24 protein-coding genes and 3 tRNA genes are annotated in these 24,182 nt (G+C 71.4%); 15 read left to right on the forward strand and 12 right to left on the reverse strand.

Going from position 1 to position 24,182, the window contains the following annotated elements:
- On the reverse strand, positions 1-273 hold a 273-nt coding region (locus AB0G10_RS02955), incomplete at its 3' end, for a hypothetical protein (RefSeq protein WP_360915544.1).
- Positions 274-509: 236 nt separating this feature from the next.
- Positions 510-869, reverse strand: coding sequence for a hypothetical protein (locus AB0G10_RS02960; protein ID WP_360915547.1), 360 nt, complete (start codon positions 867-869; stop codon positions 510-512).
- Positions 870-1,222: 353 nt separating this feature from the next.
- Here AB0G10_RS02960 and AB0G10_RS02965 point away from each other — a divergent pair, with 353 nt between their 5' ends.
- Positions 1,223-2,248 (forward strand): 3-isopropylmalate dehydrogenase, encoded by a 1,026-nt coding sequence (locus AB0G10_RS02965; RefSeq protein WP_360917938.1) that lies wholly within the window; start codon positions 1,223-1,225, stop codon positions 2,246-2,248.
- Between the two features lie 163 nt (positions 2,249-2,411).
- Positions 2,412-3,509, forward strand: coding sequence for a branched-chain amino acid aminotransferase (locus AB0G10_RS02970; protein WP_360915550.1), 1,098 nt, complete (start codon positions 2,412-2,414; stop codon positions 3,507-3,509).
- Between the two features lie 60 nt (positions 3,510-3,569).
- Here AB0G10_RS02970 and AB0G10_RS02975 read toward each other — a convergent pair whose 3' ends face one another.
- Entirely contained in the window at positions 3,570-4,313 is a 744-nt protein-coding gene (locus AB0G10_RS02975; protein ID WP_360915553.1) for a tyrosine-protein phosphatase, read from the reverse strand.
- A 205-nt stretch (positions 4,314-4,518) separates the two neighbouring features.
- Between AB0G10_RS02975 and cimA the strand changes: the two genes are divergently transcribed.
- The gene (gene cimA / locus AB0G10_RS02980; protein WP_360915556.1) at positions 4,519-6,090 is read left to right on the forward strand and encodes a citramalate synthase; all 1,572 of its coding nucleotides are present in this window, start codon (positions 4,519-4,521) and stop codon (positions 6,088-6,090) included.
- Here the strand turns inward: cimA and AB0G10_RS02985 are convergent.
- The 4 genes from AB0G10_RS02985 to AB0G10_RS03000 form a co-directional block, all read right to left on the reverse strand.
- Positions 6,068-6,577, reverse strand: coding sequence for a GNAT family N-acetyltransferase (locus tag AB0G10_RS02985; RefSeq protein WP_360915559.1), 510 nt, complete (start codon positions 6,575-6,577; stop codon positions 6,068-6,070). The genes cimA and AB0G10_RS02985 overlap by 23 nt on opposite strands.
- A complete protein-coding gene (locus AB0G10_RS02990; RefSeq protein WP_360915562.1) occupies positions 6,574-7,575 on the reverse strand; it encodes an endonuclease/exonuclease/phosphatase family protein in 1,002 nt (333 codons plus the stop codon). The genes AB0G10_RS02985 and AB0G10_RS02990 overlap by 4 nt, the downstream gene beginning before the upstream one ends.
- Before the next feature lie 73 nt (positions 7,576-7,648).
- The gene (locus AB0G10_RS02995) at positions 7,649-8,971 is read right to left on the reverse strand and encodes a pitrilysin family protein (protein WP_360915565.1); all 1,323 of its coding nucleotides are present in this window, start codon (positions 8,969-8,971) and stop codon (positions 7,649-7,651) included.
- Entirely contained in the window at positions 8,968-10,353 is a 1,386-nt protein-coding gene (locus tag AB0G10_RS03000) for a pitrilysin family protein (protein ID WP_360917939.1), read from the reverse strand. Before AB0G10_RS03000 ends, AB0G10_RS02995 begins: the two co-directional genes overlap by 4 nt.
- Before the next feature lie 79 nt (positions 10,354-10,432).
- Between AB0G10_RS03000 and arfB the strand changes: the two genes are divergently transcribed.
- Entirely contained in the window at positions 10,433-10,858 is a 426-nt protein-coding gene (gene arfB / locus AB0G10_RS03005; RefSeq protein ID WP_360915568.1) for an alternative ribosome rescue aminoacyl-tRNA hydrolase ArfB, read from the forward strand.
- On the opposite strand, the gene AB0G10_RS03010 is transcribed toward arfB, so the two are convergent.
- Entirely contained in the window at positions 10,845-11,786 is a 942-nt protein-coding gene (locus AB0G10_RS03010; protein WP_360915571.1) for a 3-methyladenine DNA glycosylase, read from the reverse strand. The genes arfB and AB0G10_RS03010 overlap by 14 nt on opposite strands.
- Before the next feature lie 133 nt (positions 11,787-11,919).
- Between AB0G10_RS03010 and AB0G10_RS03015 the strand changes: the two genes are divergently transcribed.
- The 8 genes from AB0G10_RS03015 to AB0G10_RS03050 all read left to right on the forward strand — a co-directional run bounded on the left by AB0G10_RS03015 (position 11,920) and on the right by AB0G10_RS03050 (position 16,069).
- Positions 11,920-12,783: an ABC transporter ATP-binding protein gene (locus AB0G10_RS03015; protein ID WP_360915574.1), complete on the forward strand. Its 864-nt coding sequence runs from the start codon at positions 11,920-11,922 to the stop codon at positions 12,781-12,783.
- Complete coding sequence (locus tag AB0G10_RS03020) at positions 12,783-13,625, forward strand: ABC transporter permease (protein WP_360915577.1); 843 nt, start codon at positions 12,783-12,785, stop codon at positions 13,623-13,625. The genes AB0G10_RS03015 and AB0G10_RS03020 overlap by 1 nt, the downstream gene beginning before the upstream one ends.
- Positions 13,626-13,632: 7 nt before the next feature.
- Positions 13,633-13,860, forward strand: a complete 228-nt coding sequence (locus tag AB0G10_RS03025; RefSeq protein WP_127543135.1) for a helix-turn-helix transcriptional regulator — start codon at positions 13,633-13,635, stop codon at positions 13,858-13,860.
- Positions 13,861-13,899: 39 nt separating this feature from the next.
- Positions 13,900-14,694, forward strand: coding sequence for a fumarylacetoacetate hydrolase family protein (locus AB0G10_RS03030; RefSeq protein WP_360915580.1), 795 nt, complete (start codon positions 13,900-13,902; stop codon positions 14,692-14,694).
- 41 nt (positions 14,695-14,735) lie between these two features.
- Positions 14,736-15,539, forward strand: coding sequence for an NAD(P)H-binding protein (locus tag AB0G10_RS03035; protein ID WP_360915583.1), 804 nt, complete (start codon positions 14,736-14,738; stop codon positions 15,537-15,539).
- A gap of 63 nt (positions 15,540-15,602) precedes the next feature.
- Positions 15,603-15,674: transfer RNA gene (locus tag AB0G10_RS03040), tRNA-Gln, on the forward strand.
- A 66-nt stretch (positions 15,675-15,740) separates the two neighbouring features.
- Positions 15,741-15,813: transfer RNA gene (locus AB0G10_RS03045), tRNA-Glu, on the forward strand.
- Between the two features lie 183 nt (positions 15,814-15,996).
- Positions 15,997-16,069 (forward strand) — tRNA-Glu (locus AB0G10_RS03050).
- A 137-nt stretch (positions 16,070-16,206) separates the two neighbouring features.
- On the opposite strand, the gene AB0G10_RS03055 is transcribed toward AB0G10_RS03050, so the two are convergent.
- The 4 genes from AB0G10_RS03055 to AB0G10_RS03070 form a co-directional block, all read right to left on the reverse strand.
- Positions 16,207-16,953, reverse strand: a complete 747-nt coding sequence (locus AB0G10_RS03055; protein WP_360915585.1) for an MBL fold metallo-hydrolase — start codon at positions 16,951-16,953, stop codon at positions 16,207-16,209.
- The gene (locus tag AB0G10_RS03060; protein ID WP_360915589.1) at positions 16,950-17,747 is read right to left on the reverse strand and encodes an alpha/beta hydrolase; all 798 of its coding nucleotides are present in this window, start codon (positions 17,745-17,747) and stop codon (positions 16,950-16,952) included. Before AB0G10_RS03060 ends, AB0G10_RS03055 begins: the two co-directional genes overlap by 4 nt.
- A 104-nt stretch (positions 17,748-17,851) precedes the next feature.
- Positions 17,852-20,593: an AAA family ATPase gene (locus AB0G10_RS03065; RefSeq protein WP_360915592.1), complete on the reverse strand. Its 2,742-nt coding sequence runs from the start codon at positions 20,591-20,593 to the stop codon at positions 17,852-17,854.
- Positions 20,594-20,871: 278 nt separating this feature from the next.
- Positions 20,872-21,558, reverse strand: coding sequence for an IclR family transcriptional regulator (locus AB0G10_RS03070; protein WP_014447202.1), 687 nt, complete (start codon positions 21,556-21,558; stop codon positions 20,872-20,874).
- 49 nt (positions 21,559-21,607) lie between these two features.
- Between AB0G10_RS03070 and leuC the strand changes: the two genes are divergently transcribed.
- From leuC to AB0G10_RS03085, 3 genes are all read left to right on the forward strand, one after another.
- Positions 21,608-23,062, forward strand: a complete 1,455-nt coding sequence (gene leuC, locus AB0G10_RS03075; RefSeq protein WP_360915595.1) for a 3-isopropylmalate dehydratase large subunit — start codon at positions 21,608-21,610, stop codon at positions 23,060-23,062.
- Positions 23,063-23,077: 15 nt separating this feature from the next.
- Complete coding sequence (gene leuD / locus AB0G10_RS03080; protein WP_360915598.1) at positions 23,078-23,668, forward strand: 3-isopropylmalate dehydratase small subunit; 591 nt, start codon at positions 23,078-23,080, stop codon at positions 23,666-23,668.
- A gap of 152 nt (positions 23,669-23,820) precedes the next feature.
- A partial coding sequence (locus AB0G10_RS03085) for an HU family DNA-binding protein (RefSeq protein ID WP_360915601.1) occupies positions 23,821-24,182 on the forward strand: 362 nt, incomplete at its 3' end.

Here is a 24,182-nt window from a genome sequence, read left to right on the forward strand (position 1 = left end):
GTACGTGTGCGGCAAATCGGGCGTCGTGGCAGCCGTGGCGTTCAGCCAGGCCGGGTTGGCTGTACGGGAGTGCGGCAAATCGGGCGTCGTGGCAGCCGTGGCGTTCAGCCAGGCCGGGTTGGCTGTACGGGAGTGCGGCAAATCGGGTGTCGTGGCAGCCGTGGCGTTCAGCCAGGCCGGGTTGGCTGTACGGGAGAGCGACAAATCGGACGGCAAACCAGCCCTCACGTTCAGCCGGAGCGTGCGCCGGTTGGGGCGCACCGTTATCGACAACCCGCCGTGCCCACCACGCGCGGGTGCTCGCAGAGTCGGCCCTCACAGAGCCGGCCCTCACAGAGCCGGCCCCCACAGAGCAGGCCCCCACAGAGCAGGCCCCCACAGAGCAGGCCCCCACAGAGCAGGCCCCACAGAGCCCACCCTCCCAGGGGGAAGCCCCCGCTGGACAGTGTGACGACTAGCCTTGATCTTCGGGTGGGGAGCTGTGGACAACCCGTCTCTGTGGACGAGTGTCAGACCCGGGCCGGCGGCGGATACACCGTGCCGTCCTGCAGGTCGAGCAGGTCGAGATTCAGTTCGGCCGCCAGTCGCTCGATCGTTTCGAGGACCACGTCCGGGCAGTTCTCGTCGAGGCGCATCTGGATGTGGTCGGCCGCGGCGTGCAGCGGCGCCCTGGCCCAGGGCGAGCCGGGTGCCGTGGCGCGCGCGCCACGGTCCGGGTACGTGCTGGTCAGGGCGTCGTAGAAGGCGACGACTCGGGGATCGGCGGGCCGCTGCGGGTGCTCGCCGCGGGCGCACCGCTCGTTCGCGTCGCGGACGGCTTCCGGCGCCGCCGACGGGGCCATGGCCCACACCACTAGGTCGAAACTCACCGGCGCATGGTGCCACCACCGGGGGCCGCGAGTCCGAATCCCAGCCCCGACACGCGGGGGGTGCTTCTTGCGCGCCTTCCGTCCGCATCGCTAGCGTTGTCCCTGCCGCACGATCCTGGTGGACCCGTCTTCGGGTGACGCCGTCCACCGCGGGGGTCGTGGGGTGTGTACCCGGCGGGACCGAACCACGTGTACTCGTCGCATCAGCCCCCGTGCCGTTTGCCGCGGCCACGGGGGCTGTTCGCTTCCCGGGAAATCCGCAGATGCCCAAAAAATGAGACGCACGTTCCGATGATCGGGACAGCGAGGTACGGTTCCCCTGGTTACTCGACATAGGGGAGTTCAAGGTGAGCGTGGCGCGGATCGCGGTTGTCGCCGGTGACGGCATCGGGACCGAGGTGACCGCGCAGGCCCGCAAGGTGATCGACGCCGTCCTCCCCGGCGTGGAATACCACGAGTACGACCTCGGCGCCCGCCTCTACAACCGGACCGGCGAGGTTCTGCCGCAGTCGACCCAGGACGAGCTGGCCGGCCACGACGCCATCCTGCTCGGCGCGATCGGCGACCCGAGCGTCCCGCCTGGTGTCCTCGAGCGCGGCCTGCTGCTGAAGCTCCGCTTCGACTTCGACCAGTACGTGAATCTCCGTCCCTCGAAGCTGTGGCCCGGCACCACCAGCCCGCTGGCCGGCGTGAAGCCCGGCGAGATCGACATGGTGGTGGTCCGCGAGGGCACCGAGGGTCTCTACGTCGGCGCCGGCGGCGTCCTGCACAAGGACACCCCCGCCGAGATCGCCACCGAGGAGAGCCTGAACACCCGGCACGGCGTGGAGCGGGTGGTCCGTGACGCGTTCGCCCGCGCGCAGCGCCGCGACCGCCGCCACCTCACGCTCGTGCACAAGACGAACGTGCTGACCAAGGCCGGCAGCCTGTGGTCGCGCACCTTCGCCGCCGTCGCGGCGGAGTACCCCGAGGTCACCACGGAGTACCAGCACATCGACGCCGCCAGCATGTTCATGGTGTCGAACCCGCAGCGCTACGACGTGGTCGTGACCGACAACCTCTTCGGTGACATCCTCACCGACATCGCCGCGGCCGTGACCGGCGGCATCGGCATGGCGGCCAGCGGCTCGGTGAACCCGGAGCGCCGCTACCCGTCGACCTTCGAGCCGGTGCACGGCTCCGCCCCGGACATCGCCGGCAAGGGCATCGCCGACCCGGCCGCCGCCATCCTGTCCGGCGCGCTGCTGCTGGAGCACCTGGGCCGCCACGACGAGGCCCGCCGAGTAACCGAGGCGGTCGCGGCCCATGTCGCGTCCCGGACCCCGGGCGCGGCGCTGCGTACCGCCGAAGTCGGCGACCTCGTCGCAGCCGCGGTCTGACCGAAGCCCGGCAGCGCTCTTCCGAAAACCCCCGGGCGAAAGCCCGGGGGCGAAGCCCCGTGCGGTCATTGTTCTAACGACCGTTCGGGGTAAATTTCATGCGCGGCACTACGGGTGCCCGCATGCCTCGAACTTTTCCCGCGAGAAAGCAGGTCTGCTTGTCATGAGCGGTGGTGACAACCTCGAATTCGAGATCCGTCCGAACCCGGCACCCGTAGGCGACGCCGACCGCGCCGCCCTGCTGGCCAACCCCGGCTTCGGCCGCATCTTCACCGACCACATGGTCACGGTCCGTTACGCCGACGGCAAGGGGTGGTACGAGCCCCGCGTCGAGGCCCGCGCGCCGATCCCGATGGACCCGGCCAGCGCCGTGCTGCACTACGCCCAGGAGATCTTCGAGGGCTTGAAGGCGTACACGCTTCCGGACGGCGGCGTCGCGATGTTCCGGCCGGACGCCAACGCGAACCGGTTCAACCAGTCCGCGCAGCGGATGGCGATGCCGGCCCTGCCGGTCGACACGTTCCTCAGGTCGCTGCACGAGATCATCAAGATCGACCGTGACTGGATCCCGCAGATCGAGGACGGCAGCCTCTACCTGCGCCCGTTCGCCTACGCGAGCGAGGTCTTCCTCGGCGTGCGCCCGGCGACCGAATACCTCTACCTGGTGATCGCGTCGCCGGTCGGCTCGTACTTCTCCGGTGGCGTGAAGCCGGTGAACCTCTGGGTCTCGCCCGACTTCACCCGTGCGGCGCCCGGCGGCACCGGCGCGGCCAAGTGCGGCGGCAACTACGCGGCGGGTCTGTCGGCGCAGGCCGAGGCCGCCGAGCACGGCTGCGACCAGGTGGTCTACCTGGACGCCGTGGAGCGGAAACACATCGACGAGCTGGGCGGCATGAACGTCTTCCTGGTCCTCGACGACGGCACGCTGGTGACGCCGCCGCTGACCGGGACGATCCTGCCGGGCATCACCCGCGACTCGGTGATCAAGCTGGCGCAGCGGGACGGCCGCCGGGTCGAGGAGCGGCAGATCAGCCTCGACGAGTGGCGTGAGGGGACCGCCTCGGGCCGGGTCCGGGAGGCGTTCGCCTGTGGCACCGCCGCGGTGATCACCCCGATCGGCGTGGTGAAGAGCGAGAGCGGCGAGTTCACCAACGGCGACGGCGGCCCGGGCGAGGTCACGATGGCCATCCGCAAGCAGCTGGTCGACATTCAGCGGGGCCTCGCCGAGGACCCGTTCGGCTGGGTTCACCGCGTCCTCTGAGAGATCAAACCCTTCTTGGGTACGAGGGGAGCGTGCGCTTCCCTCGTACCCGAGAAGGTCTCAGGCTTCTAGAAGATGGGCCCGCATCGTGGCGATCTCGGCGGCGGTGAGCCCGATCTCCCGGGCGTAGTCCTCCACCGATCCGTGCAGGGCGCGCAGGTCGGCCAGGAACATCAGCATCGCCTCGGGTGGCGAGTCGAACATGTGCTCGTTGCCGAGGATCGTCTCCGGGTTGGTGCGAAGAAGGTACTCGGTGAGCGGCCGCATCGCCTCGGTGGTCAGCGCGTAGTCCGCGGCGATCTCCTCGTCGCCGACGCCCAGCAGCGAGAGCGCGAGCGCGCAGACCGTGCCGGTGCGGTCCTTGCCGGCCATGCAGTGCACCACCACCGGACCGGCGGCCGGGTCGGCGATCACCCGCAGCGAGTCGGCGAGCGCCTCGTGGCCGTCCTCGGCGAAGTTGAGGTAGCGGTCGGCGAGCCAGCGCGCGTGCACCACGTCGTCGGGGTGCTCCACCTGCTCCCAGTCCACGTGCCGCAGGACCAGGTTGCGGTAGTCGACGCCGTGCTCGTCGGCGACCCGGCCGAACTTCTCGATCTCGAAGGGCCGGCGGAGGTCGATCACCGTGCGGACGCCGAGCTCGGCGAAGGCGAGCGTGTCCTGCTCGTCGAGGCGGTGCAGGGAGTCGGCGCGGAAGAGCCGCCGCCAGCGCACCGTCCGTCCATCGAGGCCGGTGTAACCGCCCACGTCGCGGAAGTTGTAGGCCTTCGAGAACGGCAGGTTCCGTGAATACGATTCAGCCACCACGGGACCAACTTAGTCTCGAAAAGTGGAACGACGCTTCCCGTGAACCCGGTTAGTGGCATGCTTCATCTCGTGACCCACTCCGTGCTGATTATTCGCACCCAGCGCGCCGGCAGCTGCTGACACAGCACTGAGCCGACGCGCAGACCTCCCGCATCCGCGGGGGGTCTTTTTGTTGTGTGGGTGGCTACCCGAGAGGACTTCCCCGATGGACTACCAGGTGTTCGACACGACGTTGCGCGACGGCGGGCAGCGCGAGGGCATCAGCTACACGGTCGCCGACAAGCTCGCGGTCGCGCGTCTGCTCGACGAGTTCGGCGTGGGTTTCATCGAGGGCGGCTGGCCGGGCGCGATGCCCAAGGACACCGAGTTCTTCGAGCGGGCCAAGACCGAGCTGGAGCTCAAGCACGCGGTGCTGGTGGCGTTCGGCTCGACCCGCAAGGCGGGCGTCGACGTGGCCGGGGACGCGCAGGTGAAGGCGCTGCTGGACGCCGAGACCCCGGTCGTCTGCGTGGTCGCCAAGTCGGACATCCGGCACGTCGAGCGGGCCCTGCGCACCACCGGCGACGAGAACCTGAACATGGTCCGGGACACCGTGCGGCACCTGGTCGCGAACGGGCGGCGGGCGTTCGTCGACTGTGAGCACTTCTTCGACGGCTTCCGCCACGACCCCGAATACACCGCCTCGGTGGTCAGGGCGGCCTTCGAGGCCGGCGCCGAGCGGGTGGTCATGTGCGACACCAACGGCGGCATGCTGCCGTCGATGATCACGGCGGCCGTCCAGGACGTGGTGGCCCGTACCGGTGTCTCCGCCGATCGGCTCGGCATCCACTGCCAGAACGACACCTCCTGCGCCGTCGCGAACACCGTCGCCGCGGTCGAGGCGGGCGTGAAGCACTTCCAGTGCACCGCCAACGGATACGGCGAGCGGCCCGGCAACGCCGACCTCTTCGCCACGGTCAGCAACCTGCAACTCAAGCTCGGGCTGAAGGTCCTACCGGACGGATGCCTGGAGAAGGCGACGCGGGTCTCCACCGCGCTCGCCGAGATCGCCAACATCGCCCCCGACACCCACCAGGCCTACGTCGGGGCCGCCGCATTCGCCCACAAGGCGGGGCTGCACGCGAGCGCGATCAAGGTGGATCCGCTGCTCTACAACCACGTCGACCCGTCGGTTGTCGGCAACGACATGCGGATCCTGGTGACGGAGATGGCCGGCCGGGCCAGCATCGAGCTCAAGAGCGCCGAGCTCGGGCTGGACCTGGCCGGCCACCCGGAGACCACCACCGCGGTGACCAACAGGGTCAAGGAGCTGGAGGCCGGCGGCTGGTCGTTCGAGGCCGCCGACGCGTCGTTCGAGCTGCTGGTCCGCAGCGAGTTGCCGGGCGCCGCGGTGCCCCGCCCGTTCGATCTGGAGAGCTACCGGGTGCTCGTCGAGCACCGCGAGGACGGCAAGGTGATCTCCGAGGCGACCGTGAAGGTGCGGGTCGACGGCGAGCGGATCATCGCGACCGCCGAGGGGAACGGCCCGGTCAACGCGCTCGACGAGGCGCTGCGCACGGCGCTGTCCAACCACTACCCGCAGCTCAAGACGTTCGAGCTGACCGACTTCAAGGTGCGGATCCTGGAGGGCAGCCACGGCACCAACGCGATCACGCGGGTGCTGCTGGAGACCAGCGACAGCCGGGGCGAGTGGACGACAGTGGGCGTGCACGAGAACATCGTCGACGCGTCGTGGACCGCGCTCGTCGACGCCCTCACGTACGGTCTGGCTCGTTGAGCCGCTGGAAGAGGACGTGGTCCTGCCACTCGCCGGCGATCCGCAGGTAGCGAGGGGCCAGGCCGAACCGGGTGAAGCCGTTGCGTTCGAGGACCCGCTGCGACCGTACGTTGTGGGTGAGCGTGCCGGCTTCCACCCGGTGCAGTCCGTGCTCGGTGAAGGCCCTCTCGACGACCGCGGCGACGGCGGCGCTCGCCAGGCCGCGGCCGGCGTCGCTCTCGGCCACCCAGTAGCCGAGGCTCGCCGAGAGGAACGGGCCGCGCACGACGTTGTTGAGGTTGACCCGGCCGGCGATCCGGCCGTCCCGGACGATCGCGTAGGGGATCGAGGTGCCGGCCCGCAGCAGGTCGGTGAGGATCCGCCGCTGGCCGTCCTCGGTGTAGTAGCTCTCCTCGCGGATCGGATCCCAGGGCGCGAGGTAGTCCCGGTTCGCGACCAGCAGCGCCGCGAGCTCGGCGGCGTCGCCTTCGGTGACCGGCCTGATCATCTCGCCTCCGGGAGGGTCAGTTCCGCGATCACGGCCCGGTGGTCGGATCCGGTCACGCCGTGCACTTCGACGTCACGGATCCCGATCCGCTCGTCGGCCAGGACATGATCGATGGTGACGGGCGGGATCGGGTCGCCGTCGTAGGGCCCCCAGGTGCCGATCCAGCCCTTCCCGGTGGCGTCCGCGGCGTCCCGGTAACCGGTTCCGACCAGGTCCCGCAGCAGCTTGTGGTCGAGCGTCGCGTTGAAGTCGCCGAGCAGGATCCGCGGCGTGCCGTCCGGGTCGGCGGCCGGCTGCCCGGCCAGGTCGGACCGCCATCCGCTGAAGCTCTCCGGCACCGCGGGCGCGAGAGGATGGGCGGACTCGCTGGTGATCGGCACCGCGCCGGGGACCCGGACCGTCGCGTAGGCCTGCAGGAAGCCGCCGTCCGTCCGCCACGAGCCGGGTTCGGTGATCGGATACCGGGAGTAGAGACCCGACCCGCTCGCGCCCGCCTCCGCGTTCACCGAGCGGTGCGGCAGGAGATCGCCGAGCCCGGCCGCGTCGAGGGCACCGGCCGCCGGCTCGGTGAGCTCCTGGACGGCCAGGATCGCCACGTCGTTCTCCCGGACCAGCCGCACGATCGAGGCCGGGTCGGCGCCGCCGAAGAGCAGGTTCGCGGTCATCACGGTGATCGCGGTCCCGTCCGACGGCCCGCGGTCCAGGTTGGGCAGGGCGCGCGGGACGACCCCCATCGCGAGGCCGAACGCGGTCAGCACCGCCACGGCGGCGGCCGCCCAGCGGCGGGCCACCAGCGCGACCAGGGCCGGGATCGCGGACCAGAGGGCCACGTACGGGGTGAACGCGATCAGCTGGATGAACCGGTCCCGCTCGAAGCCGAAACCGCGGATGACGAACCAGATCGCGGCCGGCGCGACCAGCAGCCAGATCAGCAGGGTTCGGGTGAGCCGGCGGCGATGGGCCGGGCGCGTCGCGGTGGGCGCGTCGGTGATCGTCATGTGCGCGAAGGTATCCGTTGTCTGCCGGGACGGCGCCCGGGGCCGTACCCATCTGGCACGGCCCCGGGAGGCGTCACTTGTCGAACTGCTTCAGATCCTCGCCGATCTTCTCGGCGTCCCCCTCGACGACGAGCGTGAGCCCGTCCACCGACAGGTGCCGACCGGCCGCCTCGGAGACCTGCTCGACGGTCGCCTCGAGGTATTCGCGGCGCAGCGTCTCGTAGTAGTCGTCCGGCAGGCCGTGCACCACCAGCGTGGCGAGCGCGCCGGCGATCGCCCCCGGGGTCTGCATCTCCACCGAGAGCTGGCCGGCCCGCCAGGTGCGCGCCACCTCGAGCTCGGCCTCGGTGACGCCCTCCTGCTGGGTGCGGCGGATCTCGCCGAGCGTGTCGGCGATCGCCGGTCCGGTCACCGCGGTCTGCACCCCGGCGGCCACCTCGAAACGGCCGGCCCGCCGGGTCATCGCGTACGAGCCCCGGATGCCGTACGTGTAGCCCTTCACCTCGCGGATCAGGTGGTTCAGCCGGGACGTGAACGCGCCGCCCAGCACCGTGGCGGCGAGCGTCATCGCCACGTAGTCGGGGGTGGCCCGCTCCGGGGCGCGGTGCCCGATCCGCAGCGTCGACTGCACCGAGCCGGGCCGGTCCACCAGGATGGTGCGGCCGCGCTCCGGGATCGGCACGCCGAGCGGGCCCTCCACCGGGAGCGCGGCGCCGGACGTGCCGGCGAACGCGGCCTCGGCCAGCGCGTCCAGGTCGAGCGCGTCCAGGTCGCCGGCGACCAGCAGCACGCCCGGCCGCAGCATCCACGCCTCGTGGAACGCGAGCACGTCCTCCACGGTCACCGCGGCGACGCTGGACGGGTCGCCGTGCAGCGGGCGGGAGTACCTGCCGTCGGCGCCGAACAGGTCCTGCCGCAGGGCCGCGTCGGCCCGCGGGCCGGGCTGGGCCCAGTCCATCCGCAGCGCGGTCACCTCGTCGTCGCGCACCCGGGCCACGTCGGCCGGATCGAGCTTCGGGGTGCGCGCCGCCTCGGCCGCCAGGCGTACGGCCCCGGCCAGCATCGGTGCGGGCGCCGAGACGCCGATCCGGAACGCGTCCCAGTCCACCGACGGGGTGAGCTCGGCGCCCAGGCCCTCCAGAGCGAGCGCGTACGCCGCCGAGTCCCGCTTCTTCGTGCCCTCCTCCAGCGACTTGGCGAGCACCGTGGCGGTGCCCTCGCGCCCCTCGGCCTCGCGGGCCGCCGACGCGTCGAGCAGCAGGACCGCGCTGGCCAGGATCTGGCCGGGCAGGTGGGCGGCGATCAGGGTGCCGCCGTGCTTCTCGACGCGGCGGACCGAGGGGAAGGCGTACGGGCGGGCCGCGCCGGCGCCGGGACGTTCGGTGATGAGGGTCATGCGTCCTTCTCCTCTGCCAGGTCCTTCTTCTCCTCTGCCGGGTCCTTGCTCTCGGGCAGGTCCTTGCTTTCGGGCAGGTAGCGCAGCGTGACCCGGGACTCGGGGCGCAGGGTCTCGGCGGCGGCGTTCGCGACGTCCTCGGCGGTCACCGCGAGCCAGCGGGACAGCCGGTCCGCCGCGGTGGCCGGGTCGCCGAACTGGGTCGCGTACCGCCCGAGGGTGTCGGCGCGGCCGCCGACCGTGGAGACCTGGCGCCACCAGGCCGTGGTGAGCAGTGCCTTCGCCCGGTTCAGCTCGTCCTCGGTGACCGGCTCGTCGATGAGGCTCCGCACCACGTCGGCGAGGCCGGCCTCGAGCGTCTCCAGCGGGACGCCGTCCTTCGCGGTGGCCGTGATGATCAGCGGCGCGGGGGCGTGCGCCAGGTCCACGCCGTACGACCCGATGTAGTCCGGCTGGGCGATCCGGGCGCCGTCGGCGAGACGCTGGTAGAGCCGGCTGCCCCGGCCGCTGCCCAGCACGGTCGCGAGCACGGTGACGGCGTCGTAGCCGGGGTCGCCGAACGGGTAGGTCCGGTAGGACAGGTAGATCCGGGGCGCCGGGACCTCGGCCGTGACGGTCTCCTCGGCCGGCTCGGCCGCCGGGCCGGGCAGGCTGCCGTCCGGCGCGGCCGGGATGTCCGGCACCGCGGCGATGCCGCCGAAGTATTTCTCGGCCAGCGCGAAGACCTCGGCCGGCGTGGTGTCGCCGACCACCGTGAGCACGCAGTTGTTCGGCGCGTAGTACTGCTGGTGGAAGGCCTGGAACGTCTCCAGCGCGGCCGCGTTCAGGTCCTCCATCGACCCGATCGTGGCGTGGTGGTACGGGTGGCCCTGCGGGTAGAGCAGCGGCAGCAGGCGCAGCCACGCGTCGCCGTACGGGACGTTCTCGTACCGCTGGCGGCGCTCGTTCTTCACCACCTCGCGCTGGTTGTCCAGGGTTTCCTGGGTGAGCGCCGGGACGAGCCCGCCCATCCGGTCCGCTTCCAGCCAGAGAGCCAGTTCGAGGTGCTCGGAGGGCATCGTCTCGAAGTAGTTCGTCCGGTCCGGGTTGGTGGTCGCGTTCAGCGAGCCGCCGTTGCCCTGCACGAGCTTCATGTGCTCGGTCTTCTTCACGTGCTGCGAGCCCTCGAACATGAGGTGCTCGAAGAGGTGCGCGAACCCGGTCTGGCCCGGCGGCTCGTGCCGGGAGCCGACGTCGTACCAGAGGTTGACGCAGACGACCGGGGCGGTCCGGTCCTCACTGACGACGACCCGGAGGCCGTTGGAGAGCCGCGTTGTTTCGATGGGCCACGGGTACCCGGTCGTGGCGACCGGTGCGGTTGGTGACGTCACCCCACCTATCATGCACTGCCCGCCGTCCGGACGCGGTCGGCCCATCGATAACCGCGTAGCGCATGATCGCCGACGGTGCGATGCTGGACGCGTGCCGGAGGACGTACTTGTGAACGACCGCCTGACCATCCCGGCGGCCGAACTCTCGTGGCGTTTCTCCCGAGCGGGCGGCCCCGGGGGTCAGGGCGTCAACACCACCGATTCGAGGGTCGAGCTGTCCTGGGACGTGCTCGGCTCCGACCTGCTGCCCCCCGCCCTGAAGGAGCGGGCGGCCGAGCGCCTCGGCGCCCGCCTGGTCCAGGGTGTGCTCACGATCACCGCGTCCGAGCACCGCTCCCAGCTGCGCAACCGCGAGGCCGCGGCGGCCCGGCTGGCCGGCCTGATCGCCGGGGCGATCGCCGCGCCGCCGCGCCAGCGCCGGGCGACGAAGCCGTCCCGCGGCGCGGTGGAGCGCCGGATCGCGGCGAAGAAGCGCCGCAGCCAGACGAAGCAGAACCGCCGCTCTACCTCTGATTGAAGGGTGCCACCGCTTCCCGGTTCTGCGCCGACGCGTCGGGGCCGAGCAGCTCCTCGCAGACCCGGATGAGGCGAGCGCGGAGCCCGGCGGCCCGGCGGGCCAGTTCCCGCTGACGGGCGACGTACTCGGCCTTGCCCTCCGGGGTTTCGATCTTCACGGGCGGATGGCCGTAGGAGGCCAGGTCGTACGGGCTGGCCTGCATGTCGAGCAGGCGGATCTCGCCGGCCAGCGCGAAGCAGTCGAGGGCCAGCGCGCCCGGCACGGCGGGGCCGAGCTTCTGCGCCCACTTGTGCACGTCCATGGCGGCGTGCAGGCAGCCCGGCTGGTCGAGGTCGACCTGGGTGGCCCGGGTCGGCTGGAGCCGGTTCAGGCCGACCGCCTCGGGCGTGAAGAACCGGAACGCGTCGAAGTGGGTGCAGCGGATCGTGTGACCCTCCACCACCTTGTCGGTCTCCGCCTGGCCGAGGCGCAGCGGCAGCTCGTGGCGGTGGTCGGGATCGCGGTAGACCATGGCCCACTCGTGCAGGCCGAAGCAGCCGGAGAAGACCGGCCGGGACGCGGTCGCGGTGAGCAGTCCGTGGATGTAGCGGATGCTCTCGCCGCGGGCCGCCAGGAAGGCGTCGTGGTCGAGCGCCACCACGCCGTCCGGATGGGTGACGTAGAACTTCCACCCGGCGTGCTCGGCCACGCCGTCGGGCGCCGGGGACAGGCCCGCGCCGACGCCCGGATGCCAGCGGCGCAGCAGGGACGGGCGGGTGTTGTAGTAGTCGTAGAGGAAGTCCTCTATGGCGTGTTTCTCGCCCGCCGCACGGCGGGCACGGTGGCCCGCGGTCATCTGGTCGGCGCGCTCGGCATGCGCCCGGGCGAGGGGAATCCAGGTGACCGAGGGCAGCGTGGTGGTGAGTGCCCTCACCTGCTTGATCCCCATCGCACCAATGTATATAGCCAAGGCGATCAACACGATCACCGTTTGGCGCGAATGAGTTCCGCCACGCCCGTCGGTGGAGCATCCTTGCTCAGGTATGTAGTACATCTACTACAAGGTTGATAATGTGCTGGACATGACAACTGTCGTCGAGGCTCGCGACCTCCGGATGAGCTACGGACCCAAGGAGGTCCTGACGGGTGTCGACTTCGTCGCCGAGCGCGGTGAGGTGCTCGTCCTGCTGGGGCCGAACGGCGCCGGCAAATCCACCACGATCGAGATCCTCGAGGGCTTCCGGCACCGGTCGGCCGGTCACGTGCGGGTGCTGGGCACCGACCCGGAGCGCGGCGACGAGGGCTGGCGGGCCCGGCTCGGCGTGGTCCTGCAGTCCTGGCGCGACCACGGCAAGTGGCGGGTCGGCGAGCTGCTGCGGCACCTCGGTTCCTACTACGCCGGCTATCGGCGACCGTGGAATGTGGACGAGCTGCTCGACGTGGTCGGCCTGACCGCCTCGGCGAACACCAAGATCCTCCGGCTCTCCGGTGGTCAGCGCCGCCGGCTCGACGTCGCGATCGGCATCGTCGGCCGTCCCGAGCTGCTCTTCCTCGACGAGCCGACGGTCGGGTTCGACCCGGAGGCCCGGCGCGAGTTCCACGACCTGGTGCACCGGCTCACCGACGTGGAGGACACCACGGTGCTGCTCACCACCCACGATCTGGACGAGGCGGAGAAGCTCGCCGACCGGATCCTCATCCTGGCCGGCGGCCGGATCATGGCGAGCGGCTCGGCCGACGAGCTGGCCCGCGAGGTGGCCGGCGAGACCGAGATCCGCTGGACCCGGGACGGCAGCCGGTTCGTGCACTCGGCAGCCGACGCCACCGGCTTCGTCCGGGAGCTGTTCCGCCAGCACGGCGAGGCGATCGGCGAGCTCGAGGTGCGCCCGGTCGGCCTCGAGGAGACGTACATGCGGCTGGTCCGCGACGCGGAGGGGAGAGCGTGATGACCCGGGTGATCCGGATCGGCCTGGCCCGGGGTGGCGTCGAGCTGCGGCAGACCCTCACCAACGCGCAGGACGTCTTCGGCTACCTGCTGCCCGCGGCGCTGCTGCTCGTCACGCTCCTGCTGATGCGGGGCTCGACCGTGCCCGGCACCGATTTCGCGCTCGGCGCGCACACGTTCGTCAGCTCGCTCGCCATGCTCGTGGTGATCGCCGGCGTGATGACGACGGCGCAGTACCTGGCGATGGACCGGGAGGACGGCACCCTGCTGCGGGCCAAGGCCACCCCGGACGGCATGACCGGATACCTGGTCGGCAAGGGCGTGCTGGTCGCCGGGGTCAGCGTGGTCAGCTGCCTGGTGGTGCTCCCCGCCGCCTTCGTCATCGGCGACGGCCTGGAGCTCGGCGCCGGCGGCGCGCTGACCCTGCTGTGGCTGGTGCCGCTCGCGTTCCTGTCGACCATGCCGATCGGCGCGATGCTCGGGGCGCTCTTCGACAACGTACGGACGCTCTCGCTGCTGATGCTGCCGATCTTCGGCCTGGTCGGGATCTCCGGCATCTTCTACCCGATCACCGCGTTGCCCGGCTGGCTCCAGGGCGTCGCCCAGATCTTCCCGATGTATTGGCTAGGGTTGGGCCTGCGATCGGCACTCCTGCCCGATGCGCTGGTGGCGGCCGAGCTGGGCGGCTCCTGGCGGCATCTCCCGACGGTCGTGATGCTAGGGATCTGGTCGGTGGCCGGGCTGGCGCTCGCGCCGGGCGTCCTGCGGCGGATGGCGCGCCGGGAGTCCGGGTCCGCGGTGGCGGCCCGTCGTGAGCGGGCGATGACGCGGATGGGCGTTTGAGGGAGCGATGGGCAGCGAGGTCACGTTCAACCGGATCGCCATGCTGCGCGCCGAGCGGGGGATCACGCGCCGGCAGCTCGCGGACGCGCTCGGCGTGCACTACCAGACCGTCGGCTATCTCGAGCGCGGCGAGTTCAGCCCGAGCCTGCACCTGGCGCTGCGCATCTCCGAATACTTCGCGGTGCCGATCGAGGTGGTGTTCTCGCTGCAACCGTTCCCGCGGCTGGGGGCGTAGATTTCGAGGGCAATCCGTGTTCCTAGAGATGGGGTTACCGTGCGTTTCGCCCGCTTTGTTCATGCCGGTGGAGTTTCGTTCGGCGTCGTCGAGGGCGATGGTTCCTCGGGCCTTACGGTGGCCGAGATCGACGCGACACCGTTCCAGGAGGTGCGCTTCACCGGTCAGCGCTGGGCGCTCCCCGACGTACGGCTGCTGGCGCCGATCTTCCCGACCAAGGTGATCGGAATCGGTCGCAACTATGCCGACCACGCGGCCGAGATGGGCAACGAGGTGCCCAAGGAGCCGCTCATCTTCATCAAGCCGAACACCTCGGTGATCGGCCCGAACGACGCCATCCGGATCCCGAGCGTCACCGAGCGGGTCGAGGAGGAGGCCGAGCTGGCCGTCGTGATCGGCGTCTCCGGCGCCCGCCGCGTCGACCGCGCCGGCGCCGAGAAGGCGATCTTCGGCTACACCGTCGGCAACGACGTGACCGCGCGTGACCTGCAGCGCAAGGACCCGCAGTGGACCCGCGCCAAGGGCTTCGACTCGTTCTGCCCGATCGGCCCGTGGATCGTCACCGGGCTCGACGTGAGCGACGTCGAGGTGCGCTGCGAGGTCGGCCGCGACCCGGAGAACCTGGAGGTCCGCCAGATCGGCCGGACCAAGGACATGGTCTTCGACGTTCCGAGCCTGATCTCGTACGTGTCGCACGTCATGACCCTGCTGCCGGGCGACATCATCCTCACCGGCACGCCGGCCGGCGTCAGCCAGATCGTCCCGGGCGACACCGTCTCGGTGAGCATCCAGGGCATCGGCGAGCTGCGTAACCCGGTCGTCGCGCTGGACTGAGCCCCTGTTGTGATCCTCATTCTCCGTATAGCGTACGGAGAATGAGGATCCTCGTGACGGGCGCCACCGGCAACGTGGGCCGGATGGTCGTCGACGAACTGCTCGCCCGTGGCGCCACCGACGTCCGCGCCCTCACCGTCGACCCGGCCCGGGCCGCCCTGCCGCCCGGGGTCGAGGTGGTCCGGGGTTTCGTCGGCAGGCCCGCGACCATGCCGGCCGCCCTGGCCGGCGTCGACCGTCTCTATCTCGCCCCGCACCCGGCCACCGCGCCCGCCGTGTGCCGGCTGGCGGCCGAGGCGGGGGTGCGGCTCATCGTCGACATGGCGGGCGCGAAGGGCGAGCACTGGCAGGCCGTCGAGGACGCCGTCGAGGAGTGCGGCGTCCCGTGGGTGCACCTCGAGCCCGGCGAGTTCATGGCGAACGCCGACATCTGGGCGCCGCAGATCCGCGCCGGCGACGTCGTGAAGGACGCCTGGGGTGACGCCGCGAACGCGCCGGTCGCCCAGGAGGACATCGCCGCGGTGGCGGCGCACGTGCTGCTCGCCGACGGTTTCGAGGGCCGCTCTCTGGAGCTCACCGGCCCGGAGTCGCTGACCCGTCGCGAGAAGGTCGCCGCGATCGGCCGGGCGCTGGGCCGCGACCTCACCTACGTCGAGCTCGCCGGCGACCCCGCCCTCCAGCACTTCACGTCGGTGATGGGCGAGCACGGAGGCTGGTACCTGGACGGGCTCGCCCAGCTGGCCGCCCATCCCCAGCGCGCGGTATCCACGGTCGCCGATGTCCTGGGCCGGCCCGCGCTCGGTTACGAGGAGTGGGCGCGACGTCACGCGGATCTATTTCGGTAACCCGATTTGGCGGGCCGGGTGGGCTCGGGTAAAGTTCTCCACGGCTCGGCAAGCCGGGCCAAATGGGGTATGGGGTAATTGGCAGCCCGACTGATTCTGGTTCAGTTAGTCTAGGTTCGAGTCCTGGTACCCCAGCGCTGCTCCTCCCGCGAGGGAGGGGAGCGCTGGATCTGCGAAGGTTCAGCAGAGTTCGGAAGTTCTGGTCCCGTCGTCTAGCGGCCTAGGACGCCGCCCTCTCAAGGCGGTAGCGAGGGTTCGAATCCCTTCGGGACTACAGACACGAACGGCCCGCATCGTTTGATGCGGGCCGTTTCGCGTTCCCGGGGTGTGCGGGCGGGCGGCGCCGGCCGCAGCCCGTTGCTCCTGGCGTGGAGGGGCTGCGGCGGCCGATTTCGGGTGCGGGGCAGGGGGCTGATAGAGTTCAGCCCGCCGCACGGGGAAGTCACCGGGCGGCAAGGGTCCCGTCGTCTAGCGGCCTAGGACGCCGCCCTCTCAAGGCGGTAGCGAGGGTTCGAATCCCTTCGGGACTACAGCGAGAACGGCCCGCACCGATACCGGTGCGGGCCGTTCTGCTCGTGGGAGACGGATGCCGCGGATCGGCCCGGGGCGGACTGAATGCCGCTATGACCGACGTCACCGTGCGGAGCCATGATCACGCGACGCCCCGCTAGAGGGTTCGTGCGACCCCCGGCTCCAGCCAGGTGAGGGTCGCGGGCGGGAACGCCGCCTCCGCCCCGGCCCGCCCCTCCTGGAAGTGCGACCACCCCTCGTAGTGCACCGGCACCACCCGGCGCGGCCGCACGAGCTCGACGAGCCGGGCGGCGTCCCGCCCGTTCATCGTGTACCTGATCGGCCCGGTCAGCCCGAACTGCACCTTCCCGAGGTGGACGATCGCGGTGTCGACGGTGAGCCGGGACGCCACCTCGCGGACCCCGCCGAAGAACACCGTGTCCCCGGTGATCCAGACCACCGAGGACGCCCCGGCCGGCCGCAGCGCGAACCCGATGGCGTCCCCGACGACGGCCCGGCTCAGCGGCGGCCCGTGCCGCGCCGGCGTCGCGGTGATCTCGAGTCCGCCGACGGTCGTGGTCTTCCAGGGGACCAGGCCGACGGCGTTGCCGCCGAGGCGCCGGGCCCCGCTCGCCGTGGTCACCACGACCGGTACGGAGGGCAGCAGCGCCCGCCCCGCGTCGTCCAGATTGTCGGCGTGGTGGTCGTGGGTGAGCAGCACCGCGTCGATCCGGCCCAGCTGGTCCGGCCGCAGCGCCGGCCCGGCCGTCTTCACCGATGACGTGCCGAGGCCGAACGCGTACCGCCGCCCCGGCTCGTCGAACGTCGGGTCGGTGAGCAGCCGCACACCGTCCAGCTCGATCAGCGTGGTCGGGCCGCCGATGTGGGTGATCCGCGGCGTCATTTCGCCGGGAGGGCGTGCCGCAGGGCCCACTCCAGCACCTCGTCGGCGATCTGCTCCCAGCCCTTCTGCGCGGGCAGCAGGTGGGCGTAGCCCTCGTACTCGCGGATCTCGGTGATCGTGTTCGACTTGTAGTGCTTGTGGTTGGACCGCTGCACCTCGGGCGGCATGATGTGGTCCTCGGAGCCCGAGACGAAGAGCAGCGGCGCCCGGTCGTCGTTGTGGTAGTCGACCCAGGTGTCCTGGTGGCCGGGCTGGAAGTTGGCGAGCACGCTGCCCCAGAGGATGCCGCCGTTGGCCGGGATGGCGTACCGCTCGTACAGGTAGCGGGACTCCTCCTCGGTGAACGTGTTGGTGAAGGCGTACTTCCACTGCTCGAAGGTGAGCGGCACCGCCTTGTGCCGGTTCGCCGGGCTCTTGAGCACCGGGAACGTCGACTTCACCTGGGACAGCGGCACCACCCGGACGCCCTCGGTCGGCGCCGAGTTCATCGCCACTCCGGCCGCGCCGAACCCGTGGTCGAGCAGGATCTGGGTGAACGCCCCGCCCGCCGAGTGACCGATGATGATCGGCGCCTCGGGCAGTTCCCCGATCGCCTCCTCGTACCGGGCGATGATCTGCGGCACGGTCACGTCCACGATCGGCGACGGGTCGGCGTTGAGCGCCTCCACCTCGACCTCGAATCCCGGATATCCGGGCGCGATCACCCGGTGGCCCTTGGCCTCGTAGTGCGCGATCCAGTTCTCCCAGCTGCGCGGCGTCACCCAGAAGCCGTGGACCAGAACGATCGGTTTCACGATTCAGTACCCCCTCATGGAATCTGCTCCGATCCTCATGGGAGCGATCCCGCGGCGAATCACGTGCGATGCGTAGTCGCCCGTGCAGAATCCGTCACGCCGCCTCAGTCGCGGAGGGCTTCGCGCAGCTGCCGGCGGGAGGAGACGCCGAGCTTCCGGAACACCTTGCGCAGGTGGTAGTCGACGGTGCTGGCACTGAGGAACAGATGCGCAGCGATCTCGCCGTTGGTGGCCCCGGCGCGAGCCAGGCGCGCCACGGCGGCCTCCTGGGGGGTCAAGGCCGTTTCGTCGGTCATGGGTACGGCGGAGGTCACGCTCTCCCCGAGTGCCGCCAACTCCCGGCGCGCCCGGCCGGCGAAGACCGAGGCCCCCACCTCCTCGAACATCGCGAGCGCCCCGGCCAGCTGCTCCCGCGCGTCCCGGCGGCGCCGGCGGCGGCGCAGCCACTCGCCGTAGAGCAGCCGCGCCCGGGCCAGGTCGCCGTGCGACGCGGTCCCGCCGAGCAGCTCGATCGCGTCCCGGTAGTGCTGCTCGGCCCGCTCCGGACCGGCCAGCAGGGCCGCGGAGCGTTCCAGGACGCCGAGCGCCAGGGGAGTGCCGCTGCTGCGGGCGGCCGTCGTCAGGTCGGCGAGCGCGCCCTCGGCGGCCGCCCGCTCCCCGGAGCGCAGCGCGGCCTCGACGAGCTCCGGGAGCGCGTACGCGTACCGCCGCGGCCGTCCCGGCTCGACGATGCGCAGGACCAGCTCCCGGGCCGCCGCGTAGGCGCCGGACGCGTTCTCCAGCATGGCCGTGGCGAGCAGGGTGACCGAGTGCATGCCACCGAGGTTCAGCATCGCGAAGACCTCGAGCGCGTGCGGGACGGTCTCCCGGAACCCGTCCGGGGCCCGCCACGCGACCAGCTCGGGGTGGCGCCACACCTGCTCCTGGTCGGCGGTCTGGCCGATCGACCGGCGGATCCGCTGGCCGGTGGCGTCGTGCCGGTCGGCGCGGTCGAGCCGGCCCAGGGTGGCCTCGGTCATCGCGCCGACGAAGTGGACGAGGTCGAGGGCGTGCAGCGCGCCGGTGCGCCGGGCCGCCGCCTCGGCCCGGTCGAGCAGGACCAGCTTGGCGGCGTCGTCCCAGAGCAGGTTGCTGTAGTTGACGCCGACCACGAACCGCCGCAGCAGCGTCTCGTCGGGCACCGCCGGGTCGGCGATGGCGGCCACCGCCCGCCGCAGCTTCGGCGCGCCCGCCTCGTAGCCGTCCAGGATGAACGCCGCGTACCCGGCCAGGAGCAGGCCGTCCAGCCCGTCCGGGTCGGTGCCGGCCAGCCGGGCGGCCTCGGCCGCGACGACCGTCTCGGCGATCCCGCCCAGGTGTTCCGCCCCGATCGCGTGGTCGACGGCCTGCACGGCGGCCCGGCGGGCCCGGACGTGGTCGTCGCCGAACGCCGCGGCCGCCTCGAGGCAGAGGCCGGGGGCGTCCCGCAGCCCGGTCGGCGCACCGGTGTTGACGGTGGCGAGCGCCCGGGTGAGCAGCGCCGATCCGAGCACCGGGCCGGACAGCCGCTCCCGCTCCACGACGTCCAGCAGGGAGAGGGCGCGGGCCGGCGCGCCCGCGGCCATCGCGGCGCCGGCCGCCTCGACCTGCCGGCCGGCGCGGACCGCCGGGTCCGGGGTGAGCTCGGCGGCCCGGCTCAGGAAGGTGACCCGGGCGGTGTACCCGCCGCGGGCGCCGGCCCGGCCGGCCCGGCGCTCCAGCTCGGCGGCGACCTCCTCGTCCGGCGCCACGGTCGCCGACGCGAGATGCCACGCCCGGCGGTCCGCCTCGGCCGGGTCGGTGGTCGCCTCGGCCAGCGCGGCGTGCACGGCCCGGCGCCGGGCCGGGGAGGCGTCGCCGTAGACCGCGGACCGGACCAGCGGATGCCGGAAGTCGACCGGCGGCGACCCGGCCACCAGCCGGTCGCTCTCGGCCGGCCCGGCGTCCTCGGGCGTGACCGCGAGCAGCCGGGCGGCGGCCAGCAGGTGCTCGCTGCGGCCGCCCGCCCCGGCCGCCGCGAGCAGCAGCCAGGTCCGGGTGGCCGGCGAATAGCTGCGGACCCGCGCCGAGTAGTGGCTCTCCAGGCGGCTGCCGATCGGCACCGGCTCGGGCAGCGGCACGGCGCCCCGCCACTGGTCGGCGGTCAGCTCCCGGCCCAGGTCGGTGAGGGCCAGCGGGTTGCCGCCGGTGGTCTCCGCGATGTGCTCGGCCAGGCTCAGGTCGATCTCGGTGGCGACGACCGCGGAGAGCAGCGCCAGCGCGGCGTCCCGGGTGAGCCCGCCCACGTCGAGGACCGGCACCCCGGCGAACAGGCCCGGGTCGTCGCCGGCCGTGCGCATGCCGAAGAGCAGGACCACGCCCTCGGCGTGCAGCCGGCGGGCCACGAAGGCGAGCGCGCGGGCCGACTCCCGGTCGAGCCACTGCACGTCGTCGGCGACGCAGAGCCGGGGCGAGGCGGCGAGCAGGGTCAGCGCCGCGAGGCTGACCAGGTAGAGGTCGGGCGGCGGCCCCTCGGCGAGACCGCAGGCCACCTCGAGGGCGGCGCGCTGGCCGGCCGGAAGCCGTTCGCGGTGCGGCAGCAGCGGGAGCAGCAGCCGGTGCAGGCCGGCGAAGGGGAAGTCCGCCTCGGACTCGACGCCGCTCACCACCAGCGCACCGGGCGCCCTGCTCAGCCCGTACCGAAGAAGTGCGGTCTTGCCCGCACCCGCCTCGCCGCGCAGCAGCAGGGCCGCGCTGCGCCCGGATCGCGCGCCCGCGAGAAGCGCATCCAGCGCGGAGCACTCGGCCTCACGCCCGAAGAGCCGACCGTCCTGCCCGAAGAGCCGCACGGCGGCAGCCTAGCCCACGCATCAACCCTTCCCGATTCCGCAAACCCGCGCCCCCTCCTCGATCTTGTGAACCCGCACAGCCCCGTTCCCACACGAATCCACAAGATCGCAGGGCAGGAGGGCGATCTTGTGAACCTGCACAGGCCCGTTCCCGCGCGAGGTCACAAGATCGCGGGGGAGCGGTCGATCTTGTGAGGCTGTGCAGGACCGGTCCGGCGCGAATTCACAAGATCGGGGAGGGGGGAGGAGGGAGGGGTTCGGGGCGGTGGGAAGGGGTTCTACAGGCCGGAAAGGCGTTGGCCGGCTCGGACTACTGCCATGGCGTGGCGTTCGCCGGGACGGCGGCCGAGACGTTCGATCGGACCGCTTATCGAGATGGAGGCGATGACCCGGCCCGTCCGGTCGCGGATCGGGGCCGAGACGCTCGCCACACCGGGCTCGCGCTCGGCGACGCTCTGCGCCCAGCCGCGGCGCCGGACCTCGGCGAGGGTGCGGCCGGTGAACTTGCAGCGCGGCAGCAGCGGCATGACGGCCTCGGGCGGCTCCCAGGCGAGCAGGATCTGCGCGGCGGAGCCGGCCACCATCGGCAGCACCGAGCCGACCGGGACGGTGTCCCGGAGACCGCTCGCGCGCTCGGCCGCGGCCACGCAGATGCGCTCGTCGGCGCGGCGCAGGTAGAGCTGCGCGCTCTCCCCGGTGGCGTCCCGCAATGCGGACAGCAGGGGTTCGGCGGCGGTCAGCAACACGTCGGGCGCGGCGTTCGCGAGCTCGCCCAGACGGGGTCCGGGGCGCCACCTTCCCTGGGTGTCGCGGACCAGCATCCGGTGGATCTCCAACGCCTGTGCCAGGCGATGTGCTGTCGCGCGAGGCAGCTTCGTGCGCTCGACGAGTTCGGCCAGGCTGGCGCCGTCGACACAGGCGGCAAGAATGACCACCGCCTTGTCGAGAACGCCGACACCGCTCATACTGTGTCCCACAAGCCGAAACATACATTCCAGAATTTAGGATGTCCAGATGGTGGGAGTCACTCCCCAGGGCGGGAAACCCAGGACCCTGGCCGAGAAGGTCTGGGATGACCACGTGGTGCGCACGGCCGAGGGCGAGCCGGACCTGCTCTTCATCGACCTGCACCTGCTGCACGAGGTCACCAGCCCGCAGGCGTTCGACGGTCTCCGGATGGCCGGTCGCCCGGTCCGCCGGACCGACCTCACGCTCGCGACGGAGGACCACAACACCCCGACCGGGTACGCGGATCCGTCGTTCAACACCCGCCGCGGCGAGCTGCTCACGATCGCCGACACCGTCTCGCGCACGCAGATCGAGACGCTGCGGAAGAACTGCGCCGAGTTCGGCGTCGAGATCCGCCCGCTCGGCGACGTGAACCAGGGCATCGTGCACGTCATCGGCCCGCAGCTGGGCCTCACCCAGCCGGGCATGACGATCGTCTGCGGCGACTCGCACACCGCGACGCACGGCGCGTTCGGCGCGCTCGCCTTCGGCATCGGCACGAGCGAGGTCGAGCACGTGCTCGCCACCCAGACGCTGCCGCAGGCCAAGCCGAAGACGATGGCCGTCACGGTCGTCGGTGACCTGGCCCCCGGAACGAGCGCGAAGGACCTGATCCTCGCCCTGATCACGCAGACCGGCACCGGCGGCGGCAACGGCCACATCGTGGAGTACCGCGGCGAGGCCATCCGCAAGCTCTCCATGGAGGGCCGGATGACCATCTGCAACATGTCGATCGAGTGGGGCGCCAAGGCCGGCATGATCGCGCCGGACGAGACCACGTTCGACTACCTCAAGGGCCGCCCGCACGCGCCGCGGGGCGCCGACTGGGACGACGCGGTCGCGTACTGGAGCACCCTCGCCACCGATGAGGGCGCTGAGTACGACACCGAGATCATCCTGGACGCCTCGCAGATCAGCCCGTTCATCACCTGGGGCACCAACCCGGGCCAGGGCGCCGCGCTCAACAGCGTCGTGCCGGCCCCGGAGGACTTCCTCGACGAGGTCGAGCGCAACGCCGCCCAGCGTGCCCTGGAATACATGGACCTCACCCCCGGCACCCCGTTCCGCGAGGTCCCGGTCGACGTGGTCTTCGTCGGCTCATGCACCAACGGCCGGCTCGAGGACCTGCGCGCCGCCGCCGAGGTGATCCGCGGGCACAAGGTGCACGAGGGCGTCCGGATGATGATCGTCCCGGGCTCGTACCAGGTCCGGGAGCAGGCCGAGGCCGAGGGCCTCGACAAGATCTTCACCGAGGCCGGTGCCGAGTGGCGGTTCGCCGGCTGCTCGATGTGTCTCGGCATGAACCCGGACACGCTCAGCCCCGGCCAGCGCGCCGCCTCCACGTCCAACCGCAACTTCGAGGGCCGGCAGGGCAAGGGTGGGCGTACCCACCTGGTCTCGCCGCAGGTCGCCGCCGCCACCGCCGTGGTCGGCCGGCTGGCCGCCCCGGCCGACCTGTAGATCGAGGGAAGAACCATGGACAAGTTCGTCACGCACGCCGGCAAGATCATGCCGCTGCGCCGCTCCGATGTGGACACCGACCAGATCATCCCGGCGGTCTACCTGAAGCGGGTCACCCGCACCGGCTTCGAGGACGGCCTCTTCAGCGCCTGGCGCGAGGACCCGGGCTTCGTGCTGCACAACCCGGCCCACGCCGGCGCCACGATCCTGGTGGCCGGCCCGAACTTCGGCACCGGCTCGTCCCGGCAGCACGCCGTCTGGGCGCTGCGCGACTGGGGCTTCAAGGCCGTCATCGCCTCCCGGTTCGGCGACATCTTCCGGGGCAACGCCCTCAAGGAGGGCCTGCTCCCGATCCAGCTCGACCAGAAGATCGTCGAAAGCCTCTGGGACCTCGCCGAGAGCGAGCCGGAGAAGGAGATCACGGTCGACCTGGACGGCCGCGTGGTCCGCGTCGACGACGCCGCCTACGGCTTCCCGATCGACGATTTCAGCCGTTGGCGCCTCATGGAAGGCCTCGACGACATCGGACTCACTCTGCGCCATGAAGAGATGATTACGGCGTACGAGAAGAGCCGTCCCGCTTTCAAGCCGGTCACGGTCCTTTAGCAATTCGCCCCTGCCGGGTTACCCGGCAGGGGCGAATTCGTTGGGACACAACGGGTTTTTTGCCACGAATGTTTGTGTCTCCAGGTCACAGGGCATACCGTGCGCGCAGAATGGCCCGTGACGGGCCAGTTCTCACGTCCGGGAGGAAAACCGTGAACAAGGCCGAGCTCATCGAGGCGCTCGCTGTCCGATTGGGTGACAAGAAGGTCGCGACCCAGGCTCTGGACGCGTTCATCAGCGAGGTGCAGAACGCTGTCGCCAAGGGCGACAAGGTGGCCCTCACCGGCTTCGGCTCTTTCGAGAAGCGAGTGCGCAATGCGCGTACCGCACGGAATCCCCGAACCGGTGAGCCGGTAAAGGTCAAGAAGACGTCGGTCGCAGCGTTCAAGGCGGGTAGCACTTTCCGCGACCTGGTCGCGAGCGGCAAGCCGGCGAAGTCGGCGACCGCTGCCAAGACCACCGCGGCGAAGAAGACGGCGACCGCTGCCAAGTCCGCGCCGGCGAAGTCGGCGAC

It is taken from the genome of Actinoplanes sp. NPDC023714, from assembly GCF_040639855.1.
Taxonomy (GTDB): Bacteria; Actinomycetota; Actinomycetes; order Mycobacteriales; family Micromonosporaceae; genus Actinoplanes.

Coding starts and splice junctions, on each gene's coding strand:
- AB0G10_RS02970 (WP_360915550.1), top strand. CDS start 2,412: ATGAGCGGTGGTGACAACCTCGAATTCGAGATCCGTCCGAACCCGGCA.
- cimA (WP_360915556.1), top strand. CDS start 4,519: ATGGACTACCAGGTGTTCGACACGACGTTGCGCGACGGCGGGCAGCGC.
- AB0G10_RS02985 (WP_360915559.1), bottom strand. CDS start 6,577: ATGATCAGGCCGGTCACCGAAGGCGACGCCGCCGAGCTCGCGGCGCTG.
- AB0G10_RS02990 (WP_360915562.1), bottom strand. CDS start 7,575: ATGACGATCACCGACGCGCCCACCGCGACGCGCCCGGCCCATCGCCGC.
- AB0G10_RS02995 (WP_360915565.1), bottom strand. CDS start 8,971: ATGACCCTCATCACCGAACGTCCCGGCGCCGGCGCGGCCCGCCCGTAC.
- AB0G10_RS03000 (WP_360917939.1), bottom strand. CDS start 10,353: ATGATAGGTGGGGTGACGTCACCAACCGCACCGGTCGCCACGACCGGG.
- AB0G10_RS03010 (WP_360915571.1), bottom strand. CDS start 11,786: ATGGGGATCAAGCAGGTGAGGGCACTCACCACCACGCTGCCCTCGGTC.
- AB0G10_RS03015 (WP_360915574.1), top strand. CDS start 11,920: ATGACAACTGTCGTCGAGGCTCGCGACCTCCGGATGAGCTACGGACCC.
- AB0G10_RS03020 (WP_360915577.1), top strand. CDS start 12,783: ATGACCCGGGTGATCCGGATCGGCCTGGCCCGGGGTGGCGTCGAGCTG.
- AB0G10_RS03025 (WP_127543135.1), top strand. CDS start 13,633: ATGGGCAGCGAGGTCACGTTCAACCGGATCGCCATGCTGCGCGCCGAG.
- AB0G10_RS03035 (WP_360915583.1), top strand. CDS start 14,736: ATGAGGATCCTCGTGACGGGCGCCACCGGCAACGTGGGCCGGATGGTC.
- AB0G10_RS03055 (WP_360915585.1), bottom strand. CDS start 16,953: ATGACGCCGCGGATCACCCACATCGGCGGCCCGACCACGCTGATCGAG.
- AB0G10_RS03070 (WP_014447202.1), bottom strand. CDS start 21,558: ATGAGCGGTGTCGGCGTTCTCGACAAGGCGGTGGTCATTCTTGCCGCC.
- leuC (WP_360915595.1), top strand. CDS start 21,608: ATGGTGGGAGTCACTCCCCAGGGCGGGAAACCCAGGACCCTGGCCGAG.
- leuD (WP_360915598.1), top strand. CDS start 23,078: ATGGACAAGTTCGTCACGCACGCCGGCAAGATCATGCCGCTGCGCCGC.